The sequence below is a fragment of the Rhizobium sp. 01N48 genome (assembly GCF_056399145.1).
In genome coordinates this window covers 70117-95395 of record NZ_JBFTQT010000006.1, presented here as the reverse complement: position 1 = coordinate 95395, position 25279 = coordinate 70117, and the positions used below count along the sequence as shown (strand labels likewise).

25 protein-coding genes and 1 tRNA gene are annotated in these 25279 nt (G+C 62.2%); 14 read left to right on the top strand and 12 right to left on the bottom strand.

The features are described 5' to 3' along the window. Window positions 1-9: 9 nt before the first annotated feature. The 4 genes from AC1DOG_RS13635 to AC1DOG_RS13620 all read right to left on the bottom strand — a co-directional run bounded on the left by AC1DOG_RS13635 (window position 10) and on the right by AC1DOG_RS13620 (window position 6484). A complete protein-coding gene (locus tag AC1DOG_RS13635) occupies window positions 10-2937 on the bottom strand; it encodes an aminotransferase (protein ID WP_477928680.1) in 2928 nt (975 codons plus the stop codon). A 150-nt stretch (window positions 2938-3087) separates the two neighbouring features. After that, window positions 3088-3972, bottom strand: coding sequence for a formyltetrahydrofolate deformylase (purU, locus tag AC1DOG_RS13630; protein WP_477928678.1), 885 nt, complete (start codon window positions 3970-3972; stop codon window positions 3088-3090). A 177-nt stretch (window positions 3973-4149) separates the two neighbouring features. After that, window positions 4150-5418, bottom strand: coding sequence for a hypothetical protein (locus tag AC1DOG_RS13625; protein WP_477928676.1), 1269 nt, complete (start codon window positions 5416-5418; stop codon window positions 4150-4152). A gap of 4 nt (window positions 5419-5422) precedes the next feature. Continuing rightward, entirely contained in the window at window positions 5423-6484 is a 1062-nt protein-coding gene (locus tag AC1DOG_RS13620; RefSeq protein WP_477928674.1) for a glycoside hydrolase family 5 protein, read from the bottom strand. 132 nt (window positions 6485-6616) lie between these two features. Here AC1DOG_RS13620 and AC1DOG_RS13615 point away from each other — a divergent pair, with 132 nt between their 5' ends. The 4 genes from AC1DOG_RS13615 to AC1DOG_RS13600 all read left to right on the top strand — a co-directional run bounded on the left by AC1DOG_RS13615 (window position 6617) and on the right by AC1DOG_RS13600 (window position 10146). Then, the gene (locus AC1DOG_RS13615) at window positions 6617-8341 is read left to right on the top strand and encodes a GumC family protein (RefSeq protein WP_477928672.1); all 1725 of its coding nucleotides are present in this window, start codon (window positions 6617-6619) and stop codon (window positions 8339-8341) included. Window positions 8342-8456: 115 nt separating this feature from the next. Beyond that, complete coding sequence (locus AC1DOG_RS13610; RefSeq protein ID WP_477928670.1) at window positions 8457-8798, top strand: hypothetical protein; 342 nt, start codon at window positions 8457-8459, stop codon at window positions 8796-8798. Between the two features lie 138 nt (window positions 8799-8936). Continuing rightward, the gene (locus tag AC1DOG_RS13605; RefSeq protein WP_477928668.1) at window positions 8937-9524 is read left to right on the top strand and encodes a sigma-70 family RNA polymerase sigma factor; all 588 of its coding nucleotides are present in this window, start codon (window positions 8937-8939) and stop codon (window positions 9522-9524) included. Next, complete coding sequence (locus AC1DOG_RS13600; RefSeq protein ID WP_477928666.1) at window positions 9508-10146, top strand: NrsF family protein; 639 nt, start codon at window positions 9508-9510, stop codon at window positions 10144-10146. The genes AC1DOG_RS13605 and AC1DOG_RS13600 overlap by 17 nt, the downstream gene beginning before the upstream one ends. Before the next feature lie 43 nt (window positions 10147-10189). On the opposite strand, the gene AC1DOG_RS13595 is transcribed toward AC1DOG_RS13600, so the two are convergent. Both AC1DOG_RS13595 and AC1DOG_RS13590 read right to left on the bottom strand, forming a co-directional pair. Further along, a complete protein-coding gene (locus AC1DOG_RS13595) occupies window positions 10190-10405 on the bottom strand; it encodes a hypothetical protein (RefSeq protein WP_477928664.1) in 216 nt (71 codons plus the stop codon). Between the two features lie 219 nt (window positions 10406-10624). Continuing rightward, window positions 10625-10807, bottom strand: coding sequence for a helix-turn-helix domain-containing protein (locus tag AC1DOG_RS13590; RefSeq protein WP_477928662.1), 183 nt, complete (start codon window positions 10805-10807; stop codon window positions 10625-10627). Window positions 10808-11257: 450 nt separating this feature from the next. Here AC1DOG_RS13590 and AC1DOG_RS13585 point away from each other — a divergent pair, with 450 nt between their 5' ends. After that, a complete protein-coding gene (locus AC1DOG_RS13585) occupies window positions 11258-12139 on the top strand; it encodes a hypothetical protein (RefSeq protein ID WP_477928660.1) in 882 nt (293 codons plus the stop codon). Window positions 12140-12170: 31 nt separating this feature from the next. Next, a complete protein-coding gene (locus AC1DOG_RS13580) occupies window positions 12171-12434 on the top strand; it encodes a hypothetical protein (protein ID WP_477928658.1) in 264 nt (87 codons plus the stop codon). 174 nt (window positions 12435-12608) lie between these two features. Here the strand turns inward: AC1DOG_RS13580 and AC1DOG_RS13575 are convergent. Beyond that, window positions 12609-12695, bottom strand: a tRNA-Leu gene (locus AC1DOG_RS13575). A gap of 184 nt (window positions 12696-12879) precedes the next feature. Here AC1DOG_RS13575 and AC1DOG_RS13570 point away from each other — a divergent pair. After that, complete coding sequence (locus AC1DOG_RS13570) at window positions 12880-13338, top strand: BA14K family protein (RefSeq protein ID WP_477928656.1); 459 nt, start codon at window positions 12880-12882, stop codon at window positions 13336-13338. Window positions 13339-13365: 27 nt separating this feature from the next. Here AC1DOG_RS13570 and AC1DOG_RS13565 read toward each other — a convergent pair whose 3' ends face one another. Next, window positions 13366-13662, bottom strand: a complete 297-nt coding sequence (locus tag AC1DOG_RS13565; RefSeq protein ID WP_113197242.1) for an Rdx family protein — start codon at window positions 13660-13662, stop codon at window positions 13366-13368. 138 nt (window positions 13663-13800) lie between these two features. Between AC1DOG_RS13565 and AC1DOG_RS13560 the strand changes: the two genes are divergently transcribed. Then, on the top strand, window positions 13801-14538 hold the full coding sequence (locus tag AC1DOG_RS13560) for a type 1 glutamine amidotransferase (protein ID WP_477928970.1): 738 nt from the start codon (window positions 13801-13803) through the stop codon (window positions 14536-14538). A gap of 51 nt (window positions 14539-14589) precedes the next feature. On the opposite strand, the gene AC1DOG_RS13555 is transcribed toward AC1DOG_RS13560, so the two are convergent. The 4 genes from AC1DOG_RS13555 to AC1DOG_RS13540 all read right to left on the bottom strand — a co-directional run bounded on the left by AC1DOG_RS13555 (window position 14590) and on the right by AC1DOG_RS13540 (window position 18772). Next, window positions 14590-15864 carry a Gfo/Idh/MocA family protein gene (locus tag AC1DOG_RS13555; protein WP_477928653.1) on the bottom strand — a complete coding sequence of 425 codons (1275 nt, stop codon included), beginning with the start codon at window positions 15862-15864 and terminating at the stop codon, window positions 14590-14592. Between the two features lie 50 nt (window positions 15865-15914). Further along, window positions 15915-16742: a sugar phosphate isomerase/epimerase family protein gene (locus AC1DOG_RS13550; RefSeq protein ID WP_477928651.1), complete on the bottom strand. Its 828-nt coding sequence runs from the start codon at window positions 16740-16742 to the stop codon at window positions 15915-15917. Window positions 16743-16819: 77 nt separating this feature from the next. After that, window positions 16820-17968 carry a Gfo/Idh/MocA family protein gene (locus tag AC1DOG_RS13545; RefSeq protein WP_477928649.1) on the bottom strand — a complete coding sequence of 383 codons (1149 nt, stop codon included), beginning with the start codon at window positions 17966-17968 and terminating at the stop codon, window positions 16820-16822. A 135-nt stretch (window positions 17969-18103) separates the two neighbouring features. Further along, a complete protein-coding gene (locus AC1DOG_RS13540; RefSeq protein ID WP_477928647.1) occupies window positions 18104-18772 on the bottom strand; it encodes a TetR family transcriptional regulator in 669 nt (222 codons plus the stop codon). A 201-nt stretch (window positions 18773-18973) separates the two neighbouring features. On the opposite strand from AC1DOG_RS13540, the gene AC1DOG_RS13535 reads away from it, so the two are divergent. The 6 genes from AC1DOG_RS13535 (at window position 18974) to AC1DOG_RS13510 (ending at window position 25278) form a co-directional block, all read left to right on the top strand. Beyond that, entirely contained in the window at window positions 18974-20260 is a 1287-nt protein-coding gene (locus AC1DOG_RS13535) for an ABC transporter substrate-binding protein (RefSeq protein ID WP_477928645.1), read from the top strand. 5 nt (window positions 20261-20265) lie between these two features. Continuing rightward, window positions 20266-21228, top strand: coding sequence for a carbohydrate ABC transporter permease (locus AC1DOG_RS13530; protein WP_026283119.1), 963 nt, complete (start codon window positions 20266-20268; stop codon window positions 21226-21228). Continuing rightward, entirely contained in the window at window positions 21221-22105 is an 885-nt protein-coding gene (locus AC1DOG_RS13525; RefSeq protein WP_018899143.1) for a carbohydrate ABC transporter permease, read from the top strand. The genes AC1DOG_RS13530 and AC1DOG_RS13525 overlap by 8 nt, the downstream gene beginning before the upstream one ends. A gap of 37 nt (window positions 22106-22142) precedes the next feature. After that, window positions 22143-23216, top strand: coding sequence for a Gfo/Idh/MocA family protein (locus AC1DOG_RS13520; protein ID WP_477928642.1), 1074 nt, complete (start codon window positions 22143-22145; stop codon window positions 23214-23216). A 35-nt stretch (window positions 23217-23251) separates the two neighbouring features. Continuing rightward, the gene (locus tag AC1DOG_RS13515) at window positions 23252-24331 is read left to right on the top strand and encodes an ABC transporter ATP-binding protein (RefSeq protein ID WP_018899141.1); all 1080 of its coding nucleotides are present in this window, start codon (window positions 23252-23254) and stop codon (window positions 24329-24331) included. A gap of 77 nt (window positions 24332-24408) precedes the next feature. Next, window positions 24409-25278: a phosphotransferase gene (locus tag AC1DOG_RS13510; protein ID WP_477928639.1), complete on the top strand. Its 870-nt coding sequence runs from the start codon at window positions 24409-24411 to the stop codon at window positions 25276-25278. Window position 25279 lies beyond the last annotated feature (1 nt).

Here is a 25279-nt window from a genome sequence, read left to right as displayed (position 1 = left end):
TAAGGCCGCTCACAAGCCCTCGGACAGCACCTTTTCCAGCATGTCGGCGAAGAAATCGGCGCTTTCGGCGGCAAGGCAGAGCGGCGGCTTGATCTTCAGCACGTTCAAATGATCGCCGGTCGGCTGCATGATGACGCCGAGTTCGAGCAGGCGCGTGCAGATTGCCGCTGTCTCCTCAGTCGCCGGCTCCAGCGTTTCGCGGTCGCGGACGAACTCGACGCCGAGATAAAGCCCCATGCCATGCACGGCGCCGATGAGCGGATGGTGATCCATCAGCGCCACCAGCCGGCCCTTCAGCCGATCGCCGATCTCGCGGGCATTCTGCTGCAGCGCCTCGTCGGCCATGATGTCGAGCACGGTGATTCCGACGACGGAGCTGACCGGACTGCCGCCGGCCGAGGAGAAGAAATAGCCTTCCTTCTCCAGCGAATCGGCGATTGCGCGGGTGGTGATGACGGCGCCGAGCGGGTGGCCGTTGCCCATGCCCTTAGCGACCGTGATGATATCGGGCACCACCTGCTGCTCTTCGAAGCCCCAGAAATGATGGCCGAGCCTGCCATAGCCGACCTGTACCTCATCGGCGATGCAGACACCGCCACGGGCCCGCACCTGGCCATAGACGGCGGCGAGATAGCCGTGCGGCAGCGCGATGCCACCAGCGTTGCCGTAAACCGGCTCGGCGATGAAGCCCGCCAGCCGCTCGCCGCTGGCGTCGATCAGTTCCAGCGCGGCGACAACGCTCTGCAGATAGTCGCCGGTGGAATCGGGGCCGCGAAACTCGCCGCGATAGGTGTTGGGCGCGGCGACCGGGTGGACCCAATCGGGGCGCGTCGTCAGCGCCTGCGGGTTGTCGGCGATCGAGGTGGAGACGGCATCGCTCGCCACCGACCAGCCGTGATAGGCCTCCAGCAGGCTCAGCATGTTGCGCGCGCCGGTGTGCGCCCAGGCGAGCCGCAGCGCAAGATCATTGGCCTCCGACCCCGAATTCACCAGGAAGACGGTGTCGAGACCTTCGGGGGCCAGAGCCGCCAGCCGCTCGGAGAGATCGGCGACGGCGGCGTAGTGAAAGCGCGAATTGGTGTTCAGCCGCAGCCATTGTTCGCCGACGGCATCCGCCAGGCGCGGGTGGCCGTGGCCGAGAATGGTGACGTTGTTGACCATGTCGAGATAGGCGCGGCCCTCGACATCGAACATGTACTCCTTCCAACCGCGCTCGATGCGCGGCGGGGTCTCGTAATAATGCTTCTGGGCGGCGGCGAAATGGGCCGTGCGGACGGCAAGGATTTCCGCGTCCACGGGCTTCGGCGCCTCGACGCCCTTGCCGAGCAAGACTGCCGGCGACGGGCAGAGCGTCGACCAGGCGAAGACTTCGGCGGGCGTGCAGAAGAGCGGCGGCTCGGCGCCTTTCAGCGTCGAGAGCTGCACGCGCAAGCCGCCGAGCGAACCCTGCTCGCCGGAGACCACGCCGATCGCTTGGCCCGATTCGAGCTCGGCACCGTCTTCGACCGATGGGTCGAGACCGTCGAGATGGAGGCTGATATCGGCACCCTCGAGCACGAGATGGTGGTTCTGCCAGCTGATACGGCCAGAAAAAGGGGCAGCGATCGCGCTGCCGGCGGCCAGGCAGATATCGGCATGCAGGGCGTAGGTGGCCGACGGCCTGGTGCTCAGCAGGCGGGCGCGCGACAGCCTGTATTCGCCGTAGCGGGTGGCGGCGGCATCTGCCTCGGAGGCGGCGCGGGCAAGCAGGCGCCAGTCCATATCGCCCTGGCCCCAATTGCCGGCGGCGAAGTGCTGGCTTTCGACGCCGAGGTCGACATAGAGCATGTTTTGAAGATCGAGATCCGGCAGCAGCGGATGCCAATGCTCGGTCGCAACAGCGGGGAGCTCGATGCCCGCCGTCTTCAAGATCGCCGTTTCCATGAGATCGAAGGGAACGGCGATGGCGGTATCGAAGATGCGCTGCTCGAGCACGAGGTTGGCGCGGACATATTCGTTTTCGGGATCGATCGCGATCTGCTGCTCGCTGCTCGCCACCAGGATGACGGCCCGGGCGACGACCAGTGGCCAGAGCGCCCTGAGCTCCTCTTCCTTCAGCGGATAGACCTCGTGATAAGCCTTGACGGCGGGCAGCACGAAGAAGGGGTCGCCATCGGCCTGGTGCAGCAGCGAGGCGCAGGTGACGGCGAGATCGCCGACCAGCCAGCCGCGGATGATATCCCCGAAATCGATGACGCCATCCGGGATGAGGCGGCCCTTTTCGTCACGGCGGCTGACGACATTGTCGCCGGTGACGTCGTGATGGACGGCCTGCAGGCGCAGCGCCGGCGCGAAGGGCTGCACGCGACGAACGGCGGCGACCATGTTCTTGGCGATGCGGTCACGCGCGGCGCCATCGGTGATCGCCGACAGGAGCTGGACGGCGACCGGGCCGGCGCGGCGCAGGTCCCATTGCAGATTGCGGTCTAGGCCGGGGTGGTCGAAATCGGCCAATGATTTGGCGAGATTGGCGCAAAGCGCGCCCAGCGCCGCCACGGATTGCCGGGGAAGATGGGAGGGCTTGGTCAGCCCCTCGCCTTCGAGATATTCGAGCAGGCGAACCTGATAGGTCTGGTCGCGGACGACGACGGCGACGATGTCCTGGCCATCGGTGGAGGCGACCACGCGCGGCACGCGCGGCGCGCCCTCGATGCCGGCGAGATGACGGATCGCGGCATTCTGCGCCTCGAGCTCGATCGTCTCGTAGATCATGTGGCAGATCTTCAGGACATATGTCTGATCGCCGGTATCGACGCGGTAGTTGCGGTCCTGCTGACTTCCGAGTTCGCTGAGCTGGCCCGACAGACCGTAACGCGACTGCAGGATGTCTCCGGCTTCCTCGGCCGTCACATCAGGACGCGGAAGCTCGAGACGCTGAGCGAGCGTTTCATCGGTCATGGTATTCCCCCACCGCACGATTCGATCCTGCACAATAAGCAGATAATCGACAGCTTGCTATCGGCAAGCAAGGGATCGGGCGTCATCACTAGGAATTACCGGCCCAGGAATTACTGGCCAAGGAATTAGAGGACGCCCGATACCAAGTGCTTAGCCCATGCGCTCGGAGGCGTAGCTGCCCGGACTTGCCGGGAAGACCACGGTGCGGTTGCCGTTCAAGAAGACGCGGTGGTGGATATGGGCGTGGATGGCGCGGGCGAGAACCTGGCTCTCGACGTCACGGCCGATCGACACGTAGTCATCGGCCGACTGCGCATGGGTGATGCGCGCGGTGTCCTGTTCGATGATTGGGCCTTCGTCGAGGTCGGCGGTGACGTAGTGCGCGGTGGCGCCGATCAGCTTCACGCCACGCTCATAGGCCTGCTTGTAGGGGTTAGCACCCTTGAAAGACGGCAGGAAGGAGTGGTGGATGTTGATGATGCGGCCGGACATCTTCTTGCACATGGCGTCGGAGAGCACCTGCATGTAGCGGGCGAGCACGACGAGTTCCGTACCGGTCGATTCGACGATCTGCATGATCTGCGCTTCGGCCTCGGGCTTGTTTTCCTTCGTCACCTTGATGTGGTGGAACGGAATGTCGTGATTGACGACGACCTTTTGATAATCGAAGTGGTTGGAGACGACGCCGACGATATCGATCGGCAGCGCACCGATCTTCCAGCGGTAGAGCAGGTCGTTCAGGCAGTGACCGAAGCGCGAGACCATCAGCAACACCTTCATGCGCTGGTCGCCGTCATGGATCTCCGCGGTCATCGCGAATTTCTCGGCGATCGGCTGGAAGCCTTCGCGGATAGCAGACAGCGCAGCGCCTTCTTCGGAGATGAAGCTGACGCGGGTAAAGAACATGCCGGTTGAGAGATCGTCGAACTGCGAGCTGTCGATGATATTGCAGCCCTTATCGGCCAGATAGGTCGAAATCGCCGCAACGATGCCGCGTGTCGATTTGCAGGCTACCGTCAGTACATATTGCGTCATGCGTCATATTCCTTGTTTAGCCATTGGCCTTGTTCAAGCGTCGGCCTTGTTTAGGCGGCATCGACCGTCGAGCGTGCTTAGATCAAAGCGCCATGGCCGATCAAGCACGACGCTCACGCCGCTGCACCAAGTTTATCGAGAAGAGCGGCCTCAATGGCCGGAACATCCCATCGACCGTCAGCTTACGGCGTTTCCTATCGGAGTCCGTTCACTTTGCGTCGTGGAACCGCGCATCCCCGCCGTGGCCGCGGTGCCCTCGTTGAATTTGAGAAAGCCGACGAGAAGCCAGCCGAGGCCGGCGGTCTTCATGGAGAAAATCGCGGTCGAGCCGATCATCAGGTTCAGAAACATGAAGAGCGACAGGGAATGGCAGAGCCGCTTCTGGTTCGGCGTCTGGCCGGCCGGATAGAAGGAGACGAAGAGCCAGAAGAGGATGAGGCCGAAGACGGTGGCGCCGTAGGTGATGTAGACGTAGCCGCTGTCGACGAAGGTGGTGGCCTTGTCGAGCTCCAGCCCCATCGTTGCCGGCAGATCCATGGCGATGATGTTGCGGACCGTGCCGCTGATGCGGCCGACGAAGTCGTCGTCATGGGCGTTCGGCTTGAAGGCATGGATGATGAAGCCGACCATGACGATACCCGGCATCATCAGGAAATTGAAGATCTTCGGGATGAAGGGATAGATGACATAGCCGGCGGCGCTGACGATGGCGAAGATCAGCATGGTGCGGGTGTCGTTGGTCACCAGGATGAGCACGATCGTGGTGACGAAGATCAGGCGATCGAACAGCGTGATGCGATTGGCGAAGCTTACAAGATAGATGACCATGACGCCGCAGAAATTGGCGAGCGACACCTGCTCAAGGAAGATCGAGGAGGAGCGATGATCGATCAGGCCGAACGAGAAACGGCCCTCGAAGCCGAGCGCGCCGCGAAACAGACCTGAATCGCTATAGGTGGCGGGGGGCACGCCGCGGGTGTTCTGGAAATACTCCGCCGGATGGACGAGCGCGACATAGGCGGGCGTCGAGATTATCTCGCAAACCAGCACGGCCAGAACCGTGAGGCAGCAGATCTTGAAGGCGAGCCGCAGCGTTCGCTCGTTGCTCCAGCGGCCGAGAACGGTGAAGGCGAAGATGATCAGGACATTGCGCAGATGATCGATATAGCCGGCCTTGTTGATGACCATCACGTAGACAGTCAGCACGATCGTCGCGAGAAGATAGCCGAGAGGAATGATATCCTCCTCGAATATTCCCTTCTTCAGGATATAGCCGAAGCTGTAGGCGAGGATCAGGATCTCGCTCATCACCACGGCGGTTGGTGTCAGCGGCATGATGTTGTGATTGATGAAGGCAAGGATGGCGTTGTAGGTCACGCCGAGCACGCTGACAGCAAGGATGCTGTAATCAATCGGCTCTTTAACGGTCGTGCCCTTGCCTGCCATGGCCTCAATCCACCAGTGTCTTGCACTTGGCCTTATCGGCGGGCGGGGCTTTAATGGCGTTTTCCAGCGCCGTCATCTGCTGGCGATCCTTGCCGTTGCGCGGCTGGACGTTCAGCGTCTCGGTCTCCGGCCACCAGTCGCCCGCCACCCAATAGGTCCAGCCGAGCCAGACATCCGGGTTTGCCTGCATGTGATTGAGTACGCGACCGAGACCCGCCACGCAGGACTTGTCCTGCGATACGCCGAACTCGCCGAGGAAGACGCGCGTGTTGTTCTTCTTCGCCCAGTCGGTCATTGCAGTCACCGCATTGAGCGCGCTGTCGTTGCCGCTGCACTCTGCGTGCATGCCGGAGGAATCCTGATCGAAATACTGGTGCACCTCGTATGCGTAGTTCTTGCGTGGGTCGCGAACGCCCAACATGACCGTGCCGTTGGCGCCACCCGGCGCATCCGCCTGCCAGGAATGGGCGCCGGTGAAGCGGGTGCCGGGAACGAGGATCAGATTGTTCGCCCCCGTCGCGCGGATCGTGCGGATCGCGGCATTGGCGGCCTTCAGCCAGGCATCCGCGCCGATGTCATAAGGCTCGTTCATCAGGCCGAAGATCACATCTTCCTGATTGGAGAATTCGATCGCCAACCGCGCCCAGAATTCCGCGAAGGCGGTATCGGTGACCGGCGGCGTGCCGATCATCACTTTGTCGTAATGGGCGTAATTGTGCGGATCRAGAATAATGGTCAGGTGCTGCTTGCGCAGAAGCTCGACCGCGTCCTTCAGACGCTGCAGCTCGGCTTCGTCGAGCGGCTTGCCGAGCTCGGGCTGCAGGCGTTCCCATAGAAAGGGCAGACGCACCGTGTTGAAGCCCTTCTTGGCGAAATAGGCGATGGTTTCCTTGGATGGGTAGGCATAAGCCTTGAAAACCTCGCCGCCGCGCTCGCCGAATTCAGCGCCCGAGAGGTTGATGCCCTGCAGGCATGTGCCCTGCGCGCTGGCGCCACCGGCCTGGAGCAAGATCGTTGCCAGGACGGCCGCCGCGAGGCGCCGCCGGGGGGAGGATTTGTTGCTCATCGATACCGCTTCCAGGCTTCAGCCGATCATTCGTCTTCATGCTCTCCCGGCATCTTAACGGTCCGTTAGCTAAGGATTTCTAAAGTCGAGCTCACGTCGCCAGTATTTTAAAGGCGAGCAACGAGCGCGCGCATGAACCAGTTTGACAGGAACAAGGTTGGCCGGCTGCCGCAATGGCGCAGCTATGAGCCGCCGAACACCGAGCCCAACCGGACCGGCACGCCCGGACCGGTGCTGCGCCCGTCCGACTTCGTGCCCGCCAAGCCTGCGCCCACCTCACTGATCACCGACGGCCCCCCGCAAGACACGCAACCGCAGAGCCGATCGAGACCGGTACCGCCCGCCGCCGAGCCCGCGCGGACGACCGAGCGCGACACGCCGATCCAGCCGAGCGCCGACGCTGCGCCTCGATCCGCCAGCACCGTCGCGCGCGAGGCGGCACCAGCGCCCCTTACGACGCCGGTGACGGAGCCTGTCGCTGCACCCGTGATCGCGCCCGCCGTCGTCCACGTGCCGGAACAAAGCGGACCGTTGCTCGACACCCGCTCGGCGATCCAGGCGATCTGGAACAAGCGCCTCCTCATTCTTGGTCTCTCCGTGCTTGGCGCGGTTGCCGGCGCAGTCGTGCTGCCGATGTCGACGCAGAAATTCACAGCCAACACGACGCTCTACTTCGATCCGCGCCAGATCGGCCTCAACGATCCCAGCACGCAGGCCTCCGGTCCCTCGCCCGAGATGATCTCGGCGATGATCGACAGCCAGGTGCAGATCCTGAGCTCCGGCAACGTGATGCGCCGCGTCGCCGATGCGATGAAGCTCGACCAGGATCCAGAATTCAACGCCGGCCGGGCCGATAGCGCTGCCGTCGTCAGCGCGCTGCAGAAGGCGCTGGTGATCACCCGCCAGAGCTCCACCTATGTGGTCTCGCTGGACGTCACCACTAAGAATGCCGAGAAATCGGCGCGGCTGGCAAACCAGGTCGTCGCGTCCTTCCTGCAGGAAGAAGACGGCGCAAGCACCGGGCTCTACCAGGATACCTCGACCACACTCGACAACCGCCTGACCGACCTTCGCCAGAAAGTGCAGGAGGCCGAGCAGGCGGTGGAGACCTACCGCGCCGACAACGACATGGCCTCGACGCAGAACGGGCTGATCTCCGATCAGCGCCTGGCCTCGCTCAACACGCTGCTGGTGACCGCGCAGGACAAGACGATCCAGGCAAAAGCACGCGCCGATGCTGCCGCCAACCTGCGCTTCGAGGACGTGGTCGGCGGCACCTCGCAGGGCGGCGGCGTTTCAACCGCGCTTGCAACGCTGCGCCAGCAATATTCGACGCAGGCCGCCATGGTGAGCAGCCTCGAGAGCCAGATGGGCACGCGCCATCCGCGCCTGCAGGCGGCGCGCTCATCGCTGAACAGCATATCCGACCAGATCCGCGGCGAGCTGCAGCGGCTGGCGAGCACGGCGCAGGGCGAATACCAGCAGGCGAAGAAGGCCGAGGATGCTGTTTCCAAGGAGCTCTCGGTTCAAAAAGCCCTGCAGGTGAACACCTCCGACAAGCAGGTCGAGCTCAACGAATTGCAGCGCAAGGCGACCGCCGCGCGCGATATCTACGAGACCGTGCTGAAGCGGTCGGGCCAGACCAGCGAAGAGCAGAGCCTGTCGCGCAGCAATGTGCGGGTGATCTCGCAGGCCGAGCCGCCGCTGAAGGCCAACGGGCCGGGCAAGACGGCGCTGCTGATTGCCGGCGTCATCGGCGGGTTCTTCGCCGGCTTCCTCCTCGGCGCGGGCTTTGCCATCCTCGCCAGCCTCTTTGCCCACCCGACGTTTCGCGGCTATTTCCGCAAGCCGGCATAGGCTCGCATGAGGTCACGTTTGCGGGAGCGGCGCGTGCTTCCGCTTGATGCTCAACAATGGCATGCTTACATCCAGAGCATTGATAGAGAGACCGGCAAACGGCCGGAGGGAATTGATGCGGCTTGGTAATTTCGAAAAAATCGTTCTCGTGGCGCTGACGCTTTCGAGCGGCGTTCTTCCCGCGCCGGCGTTTTCGACCGACTGGGCGCGCGCCGGCCAGGGGCGGGTGCAATCGGCCTATCCCTATCCAAACCTGCCCGGCGTCAAGGCGCCGACCGACCCTTCGCTGGAGCCGAAACTGACCTGCCGCACCGAGACGCAATTCGTGCGCCGGCGCTACGACGAGATCTTCCGCTCCGGCGGAATGCCGATGACCGTCTATGTGTGCGACCGCGACGGCGTGATTTCCACCGGCAGCCAGGTGCCGCTGCGCGGTCATTACCAGCCCGTCCGCTAAGCGGGCCTTTTCCCCTCCTCAACAGGTTTCAGCTCGCCCCCGCGACGCTTTTTAAGCGATGCGGCCTTGCGAGGTCTGCGAAATATTTCCAAGGTCCGGTAACAACTGCATGTGCCCGTTCGTAGAGGATGATGTCGGGTGACTTATTCGGCGCGTGAAGAGGAATGGGCAGACTGGATGCGACGGGCGCTTGATGGCGACGCGCAGGCCTATCAGCGCTTTCTTCTGGCGGTGACGCCGCATCTGCGCGCCATGGCGCGAAGGCGTTGCGAGCAGTTCGGCGCGCCGGCAAGCGAGGCGGAAGACGTGGTGCAGGAAGTGCTGCTTGCGGTGCACCTGAAACGCGGCACCTGGGACCCGGCGCGGCCGATCGGTCCGTGGCTGTCGGCCATCGTGCGCAACAAGCTGATCGACAGCCTGCGCCGACGCGGACGGCATGTGAGCGTGCCGATCGAGGATGTGATGGAAACGGTTGCGAGCGACGATGAGGCCGCCGATGCGATGGACCGGCTCGACGCCATCCACCTCTTGGAACGGCTGAAGGATCCGCAGCGCGACATCGTTCGCTCGATCTCGATCGGCGGCGCGGGGATCCGGGAAACGGCGGAGCGGCTGAAGATGAGCGAGGGTGCGGTGCGCGTTTCGCTGCACCGGGCGCTGAAGAAACTTGCCGCCTTTTATCGCGGCGAGACGGACGATCGGAGTGGACGTGTTGAAGACGAATGAGCTGATCAGCCTGTTGACCGAGGACGCGCCTGTCCGGATGCGGCTGGGGCGCGCGCTGAAGACGGCGCTCGTTTCAAGCGTCGTCGTTTCGGCGCTGATCCTGGTGTTCGCGATCGGCATCCGCCACGATATCACGAGCATGGTCGGTACCGTCCGCGTGCTCTTCAAGGTGAGCCTGATGCTGGTGCTCGCCATTCTCGCATCGACGATCGTGTTTCGCATCGGCCGCCCCGACGTCCCCGTCAGCGCCGCGTCGTGGGCGCTTCTGGCGCCGACAGGCGTGCTTGCGGCTGCCGTTCTCATCGAGCTCCAGGTGTTGCCGCGAGAGCTTTGGGAACCGCAGATGATGGGGCACAATGCAGCCTATTGCCTGGCGCTCATCCCGCTTCTGTCGATCGCGCCGCTTGCAGGATTCATCCTGGCGCTCCGGGCCGGTGCGCCGCGCCGACCGGCGCTTGCGGGTGCTGCCGCCGGCCTTGCCGCCAGCACGATCGCGTCAGCGCTCTACGCCTGGCATTGCATCGACGACAGCCCGCTCTTCGTCGCCACCTGGTACACGATCGCGATTGCGCTGGTGACCGCCATCGGCGCGGCCCTCGGCCGTCGTTATCTCAGATGGTGATGATCAAGCGGCGACCCGAACGGCCGCCCTGCATGCGGGACTGCTAGCCACCATTGGCGACATCGCCATCGACCGCCTGCTGCTGCGTGGCCTTCGGCCCGACCGGCTGCACGACGTCGTCGATCCGATGTCTTGTGCCATAGCTCATGACGGCACAGCCAATGATGACGGCCATGAGCAGACAGGCAAGCACGCCCGTCAGATCGACCCTCAGCGTGATGCGGCGGCCATTATCGGAAGAAGACGTCACGTTCGTCATTCAGCACCCGGTCCCTCGAATACTATCGATGAATATCGTCGCCTCCCAGCGGAGTGACCTAAACATCATTCGAAGAGGATGGAAAGAGATTGGGGCTTATCTAAGGGACAGATTGCGCTACAATACTTGGCAGAGTTGCATGAAAACATGCCTGTGCGGGCAGAGGTAGAAATAGGCTTATCGGCACTTGCCATGAGGCAGTAACGAATGGGCGCTGGCTCAGCGCGCACTGCCCGTCAGAACCCTGCGCACGGCATCCGGCTCCTTTTCAATTACCCTCAACAACGCCGCAGCTGGGCCACTGATGCGACGCTGACCTTGCTCCCACTTGCGGTAGCCGGAGAGGCTCATACCCATCAGCGGCGCCATCTGGGCCTGGGTGAGCTTCACCCTCTCACGCACCTCGCGGGGATTAAGAGGAGTGTGAACAACAGCTGGAAATGATCCGTATTGCCGTTGGTATCCGGCACGACAATGCAAAGGCTCGGATTCAATAAGTCTGACGCAAATGAAGACAAGCCCCGTGAGGGCTTCCGGTGAACCGGAAAGCGTACGAAATGTACCTGCTAAGTCTCAAATTAATTGAGAAATCTAGGTTTCTCAAAAATGGAATGGTGCCCAGAAGAGGTGTTCCGGCACCAAATCGAACCGCCGAATAAATCGGCAATTCGGCCGTTATTTCAGTCTCTTAGAGCGGTCTCAACCCTCCGAGTGCTTCCGGGATTGTGGACCGCAGCATTACGTTAAGCCAGCCACCTTTTAGGTGCAATGGCGTAGTTGGCCGCTTGTGCGAAAATCCGGTAGCAGCGACAATCGCGAAGGACCCACGCTGATTTTGCAGAGGCGAAAGAGATGAAGATTTCATCCCCTAAGTATTTTGAGATGAAGCGTAAAATTGAGCGATTGAAGGCCAAGCCCATCGGTGCAGGTGGGGACGATACGAGAGCCACACTGTTGAAGAGCGTCACAGAGGGCGGAATTTTCAGCGCGATCACCCTCAAAAATGAAGCTATTTACCGGGCGAGGTGGAACGAGCGCGCACGTCTCTTTCAGAATGTTTCGGAACTTATCTATCCGCCAGCGGTCTTCGCTTCCAAAGGCCGCTTTAATGAAAAGGGCGAGAGCATATTCTACGGAGCCACGTCCGAACTTGGCACCATCATTGAACTGCGGCCCGATTTGGGAAAGCTGTTCACGATCACTAAGTTCTCTCGAAAGTCCAATGAAGATCCGTTCTTCTTTCCTCTTGCGATAAGAGACAAGGCCGGTAGGGCAGATGCCTATTTCACGCCGCGTAAGAAGTCTCAAAAGCTTCTCCATGACTTCCTGTACGAGATTTTGACGGCTCGCGGCGACGATACCAATGCGTACGACCTAAGCATAATGCTTGCCCGTCAGTTCTTCGGCACCGGGATAGATATGCCCCAAGGCAAGAGATATGCCGGTATAGCTTATGCGAGTGTTGAGGCTCGTTTCATCGCAAGCCATCTCACCTACAATGTCGCTATGCAGCCTAGCTTTTTCGATCAGAACTATCAGCTTGCTGAAACATTTGTTTATGGGCTGACGCTGGAAGAGACGCATTATCAGCTCAATCCGGTCAACCATGCGAAAGCGGACGGGACGGGAGCGTTGAACTGGCGGTTCTCATATGACGAGATGGTCACCAGACTAACGAGCGGCATTCTTCTAGATGACGATATTTGCCTGGGGATGGCAGCAGCGGTTGCTTAGTCTAAAAATGGCTTAAACGCGGGAGGCCCCGATGTTCGCGAAGAACGTCAGCGGCATCAGGATGATCCCCGGCGACTTCTCGACCCCCAACGAAAACCGGCTGCTTCGCCCATTGTTCAGCGAGGCGTTGCGCCGCCCGGTGAACCTCGAGGGGGCTATCGGGCTTCGGGGGCTCGACAGCGAGGCGAGCGGCATCCACGACCAGTCGGTCAAACTCCACGTCTATCCGTGGATAAGCCTTCGATGCCTCCGGGCGAGTATCCCCAAGAGACCGCTCAAATTCGCCTTGATCTAGGATGGTGGAGATCGCTGTTGGTATCCGCCGACGATACTGCCAAGTTCCGGCTTTAGTGAGCCTAGCGCATTTCAAGACAAGCCCCGTGAGGGCTTCCGGTGAACCGGAAAGCGTATCGAAGATACTTGCTAAGTCTTGAAATAGTTGAGAAATCTATGTTTCTCAAAAATGGAATGGTGCCCAGAAGAGGACTCGAACCTCCACACCCTTTCGGGTACCAGCACCTGAAGCTGGCGCGTCTACCAATTCCGCCATCTGGGCGACGGAGAGCCATGTACGGGGGTGGCCCGTTGGTGTCAACAGGGTTTTTGAAGTTTTTCTGACACCACGCAAAAAAGTCTGAGGCCAGGGCCGGGAAAGGTGGGTTTTTGGGCGGTCGGGGATTTCGGGCGATGCCAAGAAAGCGCGGGCGCACTATATGTCATTCAAGGAAAAGGATGGTGCGATGCGCGTTTTTCAGAAATTGCCGGTTGTTATGATTCTATCCGTCATGCCGTTCAGCCAGGTTTCGGCCATGCCGATGGCGCCCGCTCCCGAAAATATCGGCAATCGAGATATCGTGCGTGTGCAGACCATGTGTGATTTTCGCGGCTGCTTCACCTTCGGCAAGACGCAATCGTTCACGCCATCCTACATACAGCCGAACTACCGGCCGCCGACCGCGACCGGACCGACCTATTATCGCCCGCGCGAAATGGGCCCGGCGCCGCAATACTATAATCCGCAGCCGCCGACGCGCTATAAGCCGTCGCAGCCACAGACGCGGACCGCGCGGCCGAACACGCCCGATCGCAACTTCCATGTCGATTGGTGCCGCAATCAATATCGCAGCTACAATCCCAGGACGGATCGCTTCGTGACCTATGAGGGGATCTACAAGACCTGCAACTCGCCTTACGACTAGGAGCGAGCTGAGCCTGCCGGGTACGGCTCAGCTTTCCTTCGACGCTCGGTCGGTGTGGCCGAGGTCGCGATCGGGGTCGATGATATCGCGGATGCGCTGCTTCAGCTCCTTGGGGCCGGGAAAGCCGCCGTCGCGCTTGCGCTCCCAGATAAGCTCATCATCGACGCGGATCTCGAAATTGCCGCCGGTGCCGGGGATGAGCGCCACTTCACCGAGGCTGTCGGTGAAGGTCTGCAGCAGTTCCTGCGCCATCCAGCCGGCGCGCAGCAGCCAGTTGCACTGGGTGCAATAAAGAATGGTCACGCGGGCTTTTTTCTCGGTCATGGCGCTTTCCGTCGGGCTTCGGGCATGTCGTTCCAGTTGCGCCGAGCTTACGAAGTGACCGGATGCTGCGCAACGGATATTGCAATGCACGATGGCTTGGTGTTCTTCCTGTCGCTCAAAGGAAGACAGGAGATGCCGATGCGGGTTGTTGTGGTCGAAAACATGAAGAACACGTCGCTGGGTTCGCTCGGCATCGCGCTGGCCGAGGCCAATGCCGCGCTCGACATCTACCAGCCCTATCTCGACGGCCGATTGCCGCAGAGCATCTTCGAGCATGACGCGCTTGTCGTTCTCGGCGGGGAGCAGGATGCGCTCGACGACGCGAACTACCCCTATCTGCCCGCGTTGGCGCGGCTGATGCAGCGCTTTTGCGAAGCGGGCAAGGCGGTGATGGGCATCTGCCTGGGGTCGCAGATCCTGGCGCGCGCCTATGGCGCGGAAAACCATCTCGGCCGGCAGCTGGAGTTCGGCTGGAAACCCGTTAAGATGACGGACGAGGGAAAGGCCGATCCGCTGCTTTCGGGTCTCGATGCCGATTTCACCACCTTCGAGTGGCACAGCGATACGTTCACCTTGCCTGAGGGCGCCTGCCTGCTGGCGACCAGCCCACTCGTGCGCAACCAGGCCTTCCGGCTTGGCCGGGCGACTTATGGCACGCAGTTTCATTTCGAGGCCAGCCGCGCGGTGGTCGAGGGGTGGAAGACGGGCTTCGAGGCGACGATCGAGCGCATGGAGCCCGGCTGGCTGGAGCGCCATCCCGATCTCGCTCCCGTGGATGGCGCTGCGGCCGATGCCAGCGGTCTTCAGATCGCGCGCAACTGGGTTGCGATGATCGAGGTCGCGGCGGCGAAGGAAGCGGTCGCCGTCGGCGCCTGAGGAGACGCTAGCGCCGGCAACGATCTGCCGGCCTTTCGCCATCAGCATTCATCAACCGGCCTTCAGGCCCGGGCTTGCATCGCCGCCCGTCAGCTCCGGCATCAGATCGGCGATCTTGACCACCTTGCCGCTGCGCGCACTCGACAGCGCCGCGATCCCCGTCAGCACCGACATGGCGCCGGCGCGGGTGCCGGCGCGCTGGCCGAGGTGGTCTTCCATGCCGGGCTTGAAGATCATGTTGCGCATGCGGTCGTCCCCACCATAGTGGCCGCCGGAGAAATGCGGCACGACGATGCGCTCGACCGGCTCCCTGCCCTTCGGAAAATTGCGGATCAGGAGGATCGTATCCTCATCCGGCGTTTCCCATGGCTGCTTTTCGAACTGCCGCAGCTCGATCCGCCCCTCGGTGCCGTTGAAGGCTATGTGGTGGCCTTCGATCGGCTGGAAGGTGTTCAGCGAATAGGAGACGTGGACGTTGTTCCTGTAGCGCAGGCTGACCACCATGGTGTCGGGGATGTCGATATCCTCGCGATAGACGCAGCCATCGCGGAAATAGCCGTCGATCTCGGAGGGTTCTTCATAGAGCGCGTCGAGGAAGGGATCGGCCTCGAGATCGAGGTAGTAATCGCACTCGCCTGAGTGCGGACAGAGCTTGCAGCGCGGGCCACGAAACGGGCCCTTGCGGCCGTAATTCTGCAGGTCGGCAAACGAGGTGACGGCCTCGGGGTCGCTGTCGAGATACCAGTTCAGGAGATCGAAGTGATGGGTGGCCTTGTGGACGAAGAGGCTGCCGGAATTTTCCGTATAGGCGTGCCAGCGGCGGAAGTAATCGGCGCCGTGCTTGGTATCCAGGTACCAGTGGAAATCGACGGAGGTGACGCGGCCGATCTCGCCCGAGGAGAGCAGCTCCTTGATTTTGGCGGCCGTCGGCGCGTAGCGGTAGTTGAAGGAGACGTCGACGCGCTTGCCGCTGCGCTTTTCGGCATCGAGGATGCGGCGGATCTTGTCGACGGCTGTGGTCATCGGCTTTTCGGTGATGACGTCGATGCCCGCTTCCAGCGCCCGCACAACGATGTCGTCATGCGTATAATCGGGCGTGCAGACGATGACCATGTCGACCTGCTGTTCGGCGAGCATGGCGTCGATATTCTCGTAGATCGGGGCGTTGCTGCCGATCATGGTGCGGGCGCGTTCGGCGCGCAGCGAATTGGTGTCGACGATCGCCACCAGATCCACATGCTCGCGCCAGCCGGCCAGCAATTCCTTGCCCCACATGGTCGTTCCGCGATTTCCGGTGCCTATCAGTGCGAAGCGGCGTTTCTCCATCGAATGATCCTCCTTCATGCGTGCGGAAACGAAAATGTTGTTCTGCCAAATCAGATCCGGCAGCAGTCGTGGAAGCGCTCGACGCAGGTGCGGATCACCTCGTCGGCCGGGCGTTTCCACCAGTTCAGCGCCGAGAATATCTCGACCTCCTGCGCGCCATAAAACCCTGATACCTCCACCATCCGTCTTATGCCCTTCAGGTCGATGACGCCATCGCCCATCATGCCGCGGTCGGTCAGCATGTCCCGTGTCGGCACCAGCCAATCGCAGATGTGGTGCGCGAGAATACGCTTCAGCTGACCCGCACGAGCGATCTGGCGTGCCAGATCGGGGTCCCACCAGACATGGTAGACGTCGATCGCAACGCCCACCCCCTCGCCCAGCGTCTCGCACATGTCGAGCGCCTGGCCGAGCGTGTTCACGCAGGAGCGGTCGGCGGCATACATGGGATGCAGCGGCTCGATCGCCAACGGCACGCCGCTCGCGCGGGCATGCGGCAGCGTGGCGGCGATGCCGTCCGCCACCATGTTGCGCGCTTCATCGATATTCTTCGAGCCGCCGGCGAGCCCGCCGACCACAAGCACGAGGCAATCGGCGCCCAGAGCGGCTGCCTCATCGACAGCGCGCTTGTTGTCGTCGATCGCGGATTGGCGGTCCGCCGCCGTGGCTGCCGGAAAGAAGCCGCCGCGGCAGAGGCCGGTGAGCTTGATGCCGTTTTGGCGGACGATGCGCACCGCCTCGTCGAGCCCGACCTTGGCGACCTGATCGCGCCAGGGGGCGATCGAGGTGATGCCGTGCTTCAGGCAGAGATCGACCGCTTCGGCGAAGCCACATTGCTCGCGAATGGTCGCGAGGTTGATGGATAGATCGTCTACCATGTTTGCCAGGCCCCGCTCTCGTGCGGGACAACAGGCGCGATCACCATGAGTGTATAGCGCGCTATATCAGGCATGGCTCAGAACTCCAGCGCCGGCACATCGAGCCAGCGGCGTTCGGCCCAGGATTTCAGCCCGAGTTCGGCTAGCTGCACACCCTTGGCGCCGGCCTCCAGACCGTAAGGCCAGGGCGCGTCCTCGGCGACATGGCGCAGGAACATCTCCCACTGCACCTTGAAGCCGTTATCGAAGGACTGCGTGTCCGGCACCTCGTCCCAGGTCTTGTAGAAATCGATCGTCTGCGGCTGGTCGGGGTTCCAGACGGGCTTTGGCGTGTTGACGCGGTGCTGGGTCCAGCATTTCGTCAACCCGGCGACGGCCGATCCGTGGGTGCCGTCGACCTGGAAGGTGACGAGATCGTCGCGGCGCACGCGCACCGCCCAGGACGAATTGATATGGGCGATCGCCCCGCCCTCGAGCTCGAAAGTGGCATAGGCGGCGTCATCGGTGTCGCAATGATAGGGCTTGCCCTGTTCGTCGACGCGGGTGCCGATATGGGTGGCGCCGAGGCAGGAGACCGACTTGACCTCGCCGAAAAGATTGTCGAGCACGTAGCGCCAGTGGCAGAGCATGTCGAGAATGATGCCACCGCCATCTGCCTTGCGGTAGTTCCAGGACGGGCGCTGCGCTGGCACACCCCAATCGCCTTCGAAGACCCAATAGCCGAACTCGCCGCGCACGGAGAGGATCTTGCCGAAGAAGCCGCTGTCGCGCAGCAGCGCCAGCTTGCGCAGGCCGGGCAGGAAGAGCTTGTCCTGCACGACGCCATGCTTGAGACCCGAGCCGCGCGCCTTGCGGGCGAGCGCAATGGCGACTTCGAGATCATCCGAGATCGGCTTTTCGCAATAGACATGCTTGCCGGCATCGAGCGCCCGCGACAGGAGTTCGGCGCGCATCAGCGTGGTGCCGGCATCGAAGAAGATCTGGTCGTCGGGATTCTTGAGCGCCGCGTCGAGGTCGGTCGACCAGCGCTTGATGCCGTGGCGCTTCGCCAGCTCTTCCATCTTGGCGGCGTTGCGGCCGACGATGATGGGGTCGATCTCGAGCTTTTCGCCTGACTTCAGCGTCAGGCCACCCTGATCGCGGATCGCCAATATCGAGCGGACGAGGTGCTGATTGTAGCCCATGCGGCCCGTTACGCCGTGCAGAATTATTCCTAGACGTGCCATGTCTGCCTCCCTGCAAAACCGTGTTGCAATGCCGGACGCGCGATGCCGCGCGGCTCCTCCCGGCCAGTAACCAAACAGTTACTTGATGGCAGAGGAGAAGCGGCGCTGTCAATAGCCGGGGCTAAATTTCAGCGATCAGGCTTTGATCGAGGCAAGCGTGACGTGAACGATATGGCGTTCCCAGGCGTCGAGATTCCCGGAATCGGCAAGGTCGCGGCCGAAGATCGTCGAGAGCGTGTACTGGTTGGAAATGTAGAAATAGCCGAGCGAGGCGATGGTCAGATAGACGTTCAGCGGATCGGCGGCATCGATGAAGACGCCCGTTTTCTTGCCGCGATCGAGCACCTCGGTCAGTTCGACGATCAGATGCGAATGCAGCTCCTTCAGCCGCACCGACTGGCGCAGCCAGCGGGCGCGGTGCAGGTTTTCGGTGCCGAGCAGGCTCAGGAATTCGGGGTGCCTGAGGAAATAGCGCCAGGTGAAGAGCGCGAGCTCGGCAATCCCCTCCTCCGGGCTGCGGTCGCCGATATGGAGCTCGCGCTCGGCGGTGCGGATACCGACATAGGCTTCCTCCAGCACATGCAGATAAAGCTGCTCCTTGTCGCCGAAGTAGTGATAGAGCATGCGCTTGTTGGTGCCGGCACGCTCGGCGATGGCATCGACACGGGCGCCGCCCATGCCATTTTCGGCGAACTCCCGGGTCGCGGCTTCGAGAATGGCGGCGCGCGTTCGCTCGGGATCGCGCTGCAGGACGCGCTCTTGTGAACGCCGCTTGGCCGGTTTCTTCTCTCCGCTGCCATCCATCCCTACTACCCTTTCCTTTGAACCTCGCGCTCATAGTTGTTTATGAACAGATTGTAAAAAACCAAGCCTGATGATCCCGCCGCCACATGTCGCTTGACAGTCCCGGTGCTTCTTCATAGCTTGTAACCAAATAGTTATTTGTTGCAAGAGAAACCAGCCGGGAGCGTGTGGAGGCGCTCCCCAAGGGAGGAGGAAAAACAGATGACGTTTCGTGTGAGCAGACGCAATTTCGTTGCGGGGGGAGCCACGCTTCTTTCGCTGTCCGCACTGGGGCCAAGGGCTTTTGCCGCCGATGCCCGACTGCGGCTCTTGTGGTGGGGTTCGCAACCGCGCGCCGACCGCACCAACAAGGTTTCGGATCTCTACAAGGCCAAGAATTCAGGCACGTCGATAACAGGCGAGTTCCTGGGCTGGAGCGATTACTGGCCGCGTCTGGCGACCCAGGTCGCCGGCCGCAACGCACCCGACGTGATCCAGATGGATTACCGCTATATCGTCGAATATGCGCGGCGCGGCGCGCTTGCGCCGCTTGAATCCTACATGCCGTCGAAGCTCAATCTCGACGATTTCGATCCGGCGCAGATCGAGGGCGGCAAGGTCGACGGTCATCTCTATGGCGTCAGCCTCGGCGCCAATTCGGCGGCAACCGTCGTCAACACGGTGGCGCTGCAGGAAGCCGGCGTCGAGATGCCGACCAACAAGACGACCTGGGAAGAGCTCGGCAAGATGGGCGCCGAGATCACCAAGGCGGGCAAACGCAAGGGCTTCTTCGGCTTTGCCGACGGCAGTGGCGCGGAGCCGCTGTTCGAAAACTACGTGCGTCAGCGTGGCAAGGCGCTCTACACGGCGGATTCGAAGATCGCCTTCGGCGCCGACGACGCCTCCGAATGGTTCGACATGTGGGCCAAGTTCCGCGAGGCGCAAGCCTGCGTGCCGCCCGATGTGCAGGCGCTCTACAAGGACACGATCGACACCGCGCCGCTGACGCTCGGCAAGGCCGCGATCGACTATGCGCACAGCAACCAATTCGTCGGCTTCCAGGCCGTGGTCAAGGACAAGCTGACGCTAAACAACTACCCGCTGATCAAGGCGGACTCGAAGGGCGGCCACTACCGCAAGCCGTCGATGTTCTTCTCGGTCTCGGCGCAGTCCAAGGCGCTCGAACAGGCTGTCGACTACGTCAACTTCTTCGTCAAGGATCCTGAAGCCGCCAAGGTGCTCGATGTCGAGCGCGGTATCCCGGAATCGAAGGCGATGCGTGACGTCGTGGCCGGCATGCTCGATGATGTCGGCAAGATCCCGCTGAACTATGTGGCCAATCTCGGCGATCTCGCCGGGCCGCTGCCGCCACCGCCTCCTTCAGGCGCCGGCGAAGGCCAGACCGTTCTGCGCCAGCTTGCCGAGCAGGTCGCCTTCGGCCAGGTCACGCCAGCCGATGCCGGCAAACAGCTTGTCGACGAGATCACGCGCCTTCTCGCGCGGGGTTGACCGACATGAGCAATGCGATGCGCGCGACGGCTGACCGGGCCGCGACGGCGGAGCAATATCAGGGAGTGGTCGCCGACAGCCGTTGGCGACGCCTCCTTGCCGCCAACGGACCGGGATATCTCTTTCTTCTTCCATGGCTGCTCGGCTTCTTGGGGCTGACGCTCGGGCCGGCGCTGGTGTCGCTCTACCTGTCCTTCACGGATTTCGACATGATCCGCTCGCCCGAATGGGTGGGGGCTGCGAACTATGTGCGCATCACCACCGCGGACCCGAAGTTCGCGGCGGCAATGAAGGTGACGCTGACCTATGTGGTCTTGTCGGTGCCGTTCAAGCTGATCTTCGCGCTCCTGGTGGCGATGGCGCTCAACAAGGGGGTGCGGGGGCTGACCTTCTACCGCGCCGTCTTCTATCTCCCGTCGCTGCTCGGCGGCAGCGTGGCGATCGCCGTTCTGTGGCGGCAGCTCTTTGCCGGTGACGGCCTGGTCAACGCCGCGCTCTCGCACATCGGCATCCAGGGACCGAGCTGGATCTCGCATCCGAGCTACTCGATCTATACGCTGGTGGCGCTCAGCGTCTGGCAGTTCGGCTCGCCGATGATCATCTTCCTCGCAGGTCTCCGCCAGATCCCGACCGACATGTACGAGGCGGCCAGCCTCGACGGGGCTTCGAAGTTCCGGCAGTTCTACAAGATCACCCTGCCGCTGCTGACGCCCGTCATCTTCTTCAACGCCGTGGTGCAGACGATCGACGCCTTCAAGGCGTTCACGCCTGCCTTCATCATCTCCGGCGGGTCGGGCGGGCCGATCAATTCGACGCTGTTCTACACGCTCTATCTCTATCAGGAGGCGTTCGGGAACTTCCGCATGGGCTATGCGTCCGCTCTTGCATGGATCCTGGTGCTGATCATCGCCGTGTTCACCGCCTTCTCGTTCCTGTCCTCACGCTACTGGGTGCATTACGATGACTAACGGGATCACATCCGCGGTCGCCGCGCCGCCATCCGACATCACCAAGCGCAGCCTGCCGGCCTCGATCGTCGTGCACACGCTGCTGATCATGGCCTCGCTGCTGATGCTCTATCCGCTCTTGTGGATGGTGTCGGCCTCGGTTCGGCCGGAAAACGAGATCTTCTCGTCCACCTCGCTCATTCCGTCGTCAATCGATTTCACATCCTACGTGCGCGGCTGGAGCGGGCTCGACATCACCTTCGGGCGCTTCTTCTGGAACTCGCTGGTGATTTCGCTGCTGACGGTGACCGGCAATGTGGTGGCCTGTTCGCTGGCGGCCTATGCTTTCGCGCGGCTGCGCTTTGCCGGGCGGAACTTCTGGTTCGCGATCATGCTCGGCACGCTGATGATCCCCTATCACGTGACGCTGATCCCGCAATATGTGCTGTTTCTCAACCTCGGCTGGGTGAACACCATCCTGCCGCTGGTCGTGCCGAAGTTTCTCGCCAGCGACGCCTTCTTCATTTTCCTGATGGTGCAGTTCTTCCGCGGGATCCCGCGCGAGCTTGACGAGGCGGCGATGATGGACGGCTGCAGCGCCTGGCGGATCTACTGGAAGATCATGCTGCCGCTATCGCTGCCTGTGCTGGCGACGGCGGCGATCTTCTCCTTCATCTGGACCTGGGACGATTTCTTCGGGCCGCTGATCTACCTCAACGACATGGACACCTACACGATCCAGCTCGGCCTGCGCACCTTCGTCGATTCGAGCAGCACATCGGACTGGGGCGGGCTGTTCGCCATGTCGACGCTGACGCTGGTGCCAGTGTTCTTCTTCTTCCTGTTCTTCCAGCGGCTGCTGATCGACGGCATCGCCACGACGGGCATGAAGCGTTGAGGCCGGCCGCAATGAACATGCCAAAGAGACCTACCCCATGAGCATAAAGAGAGTTGCGATCATCGGCTGCGGCATCGGACGCTCGCATATCGTCGAAGGCTATCTGCCGCATCCCGACAAGTTCGAGGTGGCTGTTCTCTGCGACCTCAACGAAGCACGCCTTGCCGAAGTGGCCGACGAGTTCGGGATCGCCGGACGCACCACCTCGTTTGCCGAGGTTCTCGCCGACGAGAGCATCGACATCGTGGACATCTGCACGCCGCCGGGCATCCATCTCGAGCAGGTGGTGGCTGCCCTTCAGGCGGGCAAGCACGTCATCTGCGAGAAGCCGCTCACCGGATCGCTATCCGGCGTCGACGAGATCATGCGCGTCGAAAAGACCGCCAAGGGCGTGCTGATGCCGATCTTCCAGTATCGCTACGGCGACGGCGTGGAGAAGGCGAAGCGGATCATCGAGGCGGGGATCGCGGGCAAGCCCTATATGGGCTCGGTCGAGACCTTCTGGCTGCGCACGCCTGCCTATTACGCCGTTCCCTGGCGCGGCAAGTGGGCAACCGAGCTCGGCGGCGTGCTGGTGACGCATGCGCTGCACCCGCACGACATGCTGCTGCACCTGATGGGACCGGCTAAGCGCGTCTTCGGCCGTGTCGCGACCCGCGTCAACGACATTGAGGTCGAGGACTGCGCCTCGGCGAGCCTGCAAATGGAGAATGGCGCCTTCGTCTCGCTTTCCTGCACGCTCGGCTCGCAGCAGGAAATCAGCCGGCTCAGGCTGCATTTCGAGAACGTCACCTTCGAGAGCAACCACGAGGCCTATTCGCCCGGCAAGGACCCATGGACGATCCTTGCCGCCAATGACGAGGTGCAGCGCCGGATCGACGCCGTGATCGGCGACTGGCAGCCGGTGGCACCACGCTTCACCACGCAGATGGCGCATTTCCACGCCCATCTGGAAGGCAACGGCCCGCTGCCCGTGAGCACCGCGGATGCGCGGCGGGCGCTGGAGCTGGTGACCGCCATCTATCAATCGTCGGACAGCGGCCAGGACATCGCCCTGCCTGTCGGACCCGACAGCCCGAAATACGCCGACTGGCGCGCAAGAACCCGGTAACGGACAGACAAGAACGAGATAAGGAAACCCAAGAGATGGCAACAAGCGTCGTTCTTCAGAAGGTCGAGAAACGCTATGGCGCGCTTGACGTCATCCACGGCATCGATCTGGCGATCGATCCAGGCGAATTCGTCGTCTTCGTCGGCCCGTCCGGCTGCGGCAAGTCCACGCTGCTTCGTATGATCGCCGGGCTAGAGGAAATCTCCGGCGGCGCGCTGATGCTCGACAACGAGCGGATGAACGAGGTGGCGCCCGCCAAGCGCGGGATCGCCATGGTGTTCCAGTCCTACGCGCTCTATCCGCACATGTCGGTCTACAAGAACCTCGCCTTCGGGCTGGAGACGGCGGGCTACAAGAAGGCCGACATCGAGCCGAAGGTGCAGCGGGCAGCACAGATATTGCAGATCGAGAAGCTGTTGCAGCGCAAGCCGAAGGCGCTCTCAGGCGGGCAGCGGCAGCGCGTCGCGATCGGCCGCGCCATCGTGCGCGAGCCGCGCATCTTCCTGTTCGACGAGCCGCTCTCCAACCTCGACGCGGAACTGCGCGTGCAGATGCGTGTCGAGATTTCCCGGCTGCATCGCAGCCTGGGGAATACGATGATCTACGTCACCCACGATCAGGTGGAGGCCATGACCATGGCCGACAAGATCGTGGTGCTGAACTCCGGCCGCATCGAGCAGGTGGGCGCGCCGCTCGACCTCTACAACAACCCCGCCAACCGTTTCGTCGCCGGCTTCATCGGCAGCCCGAAGATGAATTTCCTGCAGGGCAAGATCGAAAGCGTCGGCGGCAACGAGACAACGATCAACGTCTGCGGCAACAGCGTGCGGCTGCCGCGCCGCGTCTCGGCACAAGCCGGAGAAAGCGTGACCTTCGGCATCCGCCCGGAGCATCTGTCGCTGATCGACAAGGGCGGTATCGCGCTGTCTTCAGTCAACATCGACCTTTTGGAAAACCTCGGCGGCGCGACGATGCTCTACACGACGACGCCGGACAAGCAGCAGCTGACGATCGCGCTCGACGGGCAGCAGAAGGTGGAGCGCGGCGCCAATGTCACCGCCTATTTCGACCCGGCGCGCTGTCATGTCTTCGACGGCGCGGGCTCGACGATCTAGCCCGGCGATTTACCCCGCTTGACAGCGGCGCCCGCTCTGGCCAAGATTTCAATAGGATAGGCCGCGAGGGGGACAGCGTGACGCCTGAAGACCGGATACATGCGCTTGGCATATGGAATGGTCCGATCGATATCTCGGCGATCACGGGAGGCATCACCAACCGCAACTATCTGGTCCGCGACGGCGCGCTGAAGCGGGTCGTGCGGCTGGGCGACGATATCCCCGTTCATCACATCAGCCGATCGAACGAGCTCGCGGCGAGCAAGGCGGCGCATGCGGCGGGGCTCTCGCCCGCGGTGATCCACCATGCGCCGGGCGTGCTGGTGCTCGACTACATCGAGTCAAGAGCGCTGACGCCCGAGGACTTGCGCGACGCCGGGACGCTGGAGCGCGTGATCCCGCTGGTGCGCGCCTGCCATCACGATATCGCACGCGAATTTCGCGGCACGGCCACGATCTTCTGGGTGTTTCACGTGGTACGCGACTATATCGCGACGCTCGATGCTGCCGGCAGCCCCTATCATCAGCTGTTTTCCGATCTTCTGACCAAGGCGGAGCGGCTGGAGCAGGCGACCGGGCCGTTCGAGATCGCCTTCGGCCACAACGACATGCTGGCCGCCAATTTTCTCGACGACGGCAAGAGGCTCTGGCTGATCGACTGGGATTATGCCGGCTTCAACACGCCTCTCTTCGACCTCGGCGGCCTCGCTTCCAACAACGAGTTTTCCGAACAGGCTGAGCGGGCGATGCTGGAGGCCTATTACCAGATGCCGCTGATGCCGGATCTCTGGCGGCGCTACCAGGCGATGAAATGCGCCTCTCTCTTACGCGAGATGCTGTGGAGCATGGTGTCGGAAATCCATTCGACCATCGACTTCGACTACGCCGCCTATACCGCCGAAAACCGCGCGCGCTTCGAGCGCGCCTATGCCGAACAGGATCAATGAC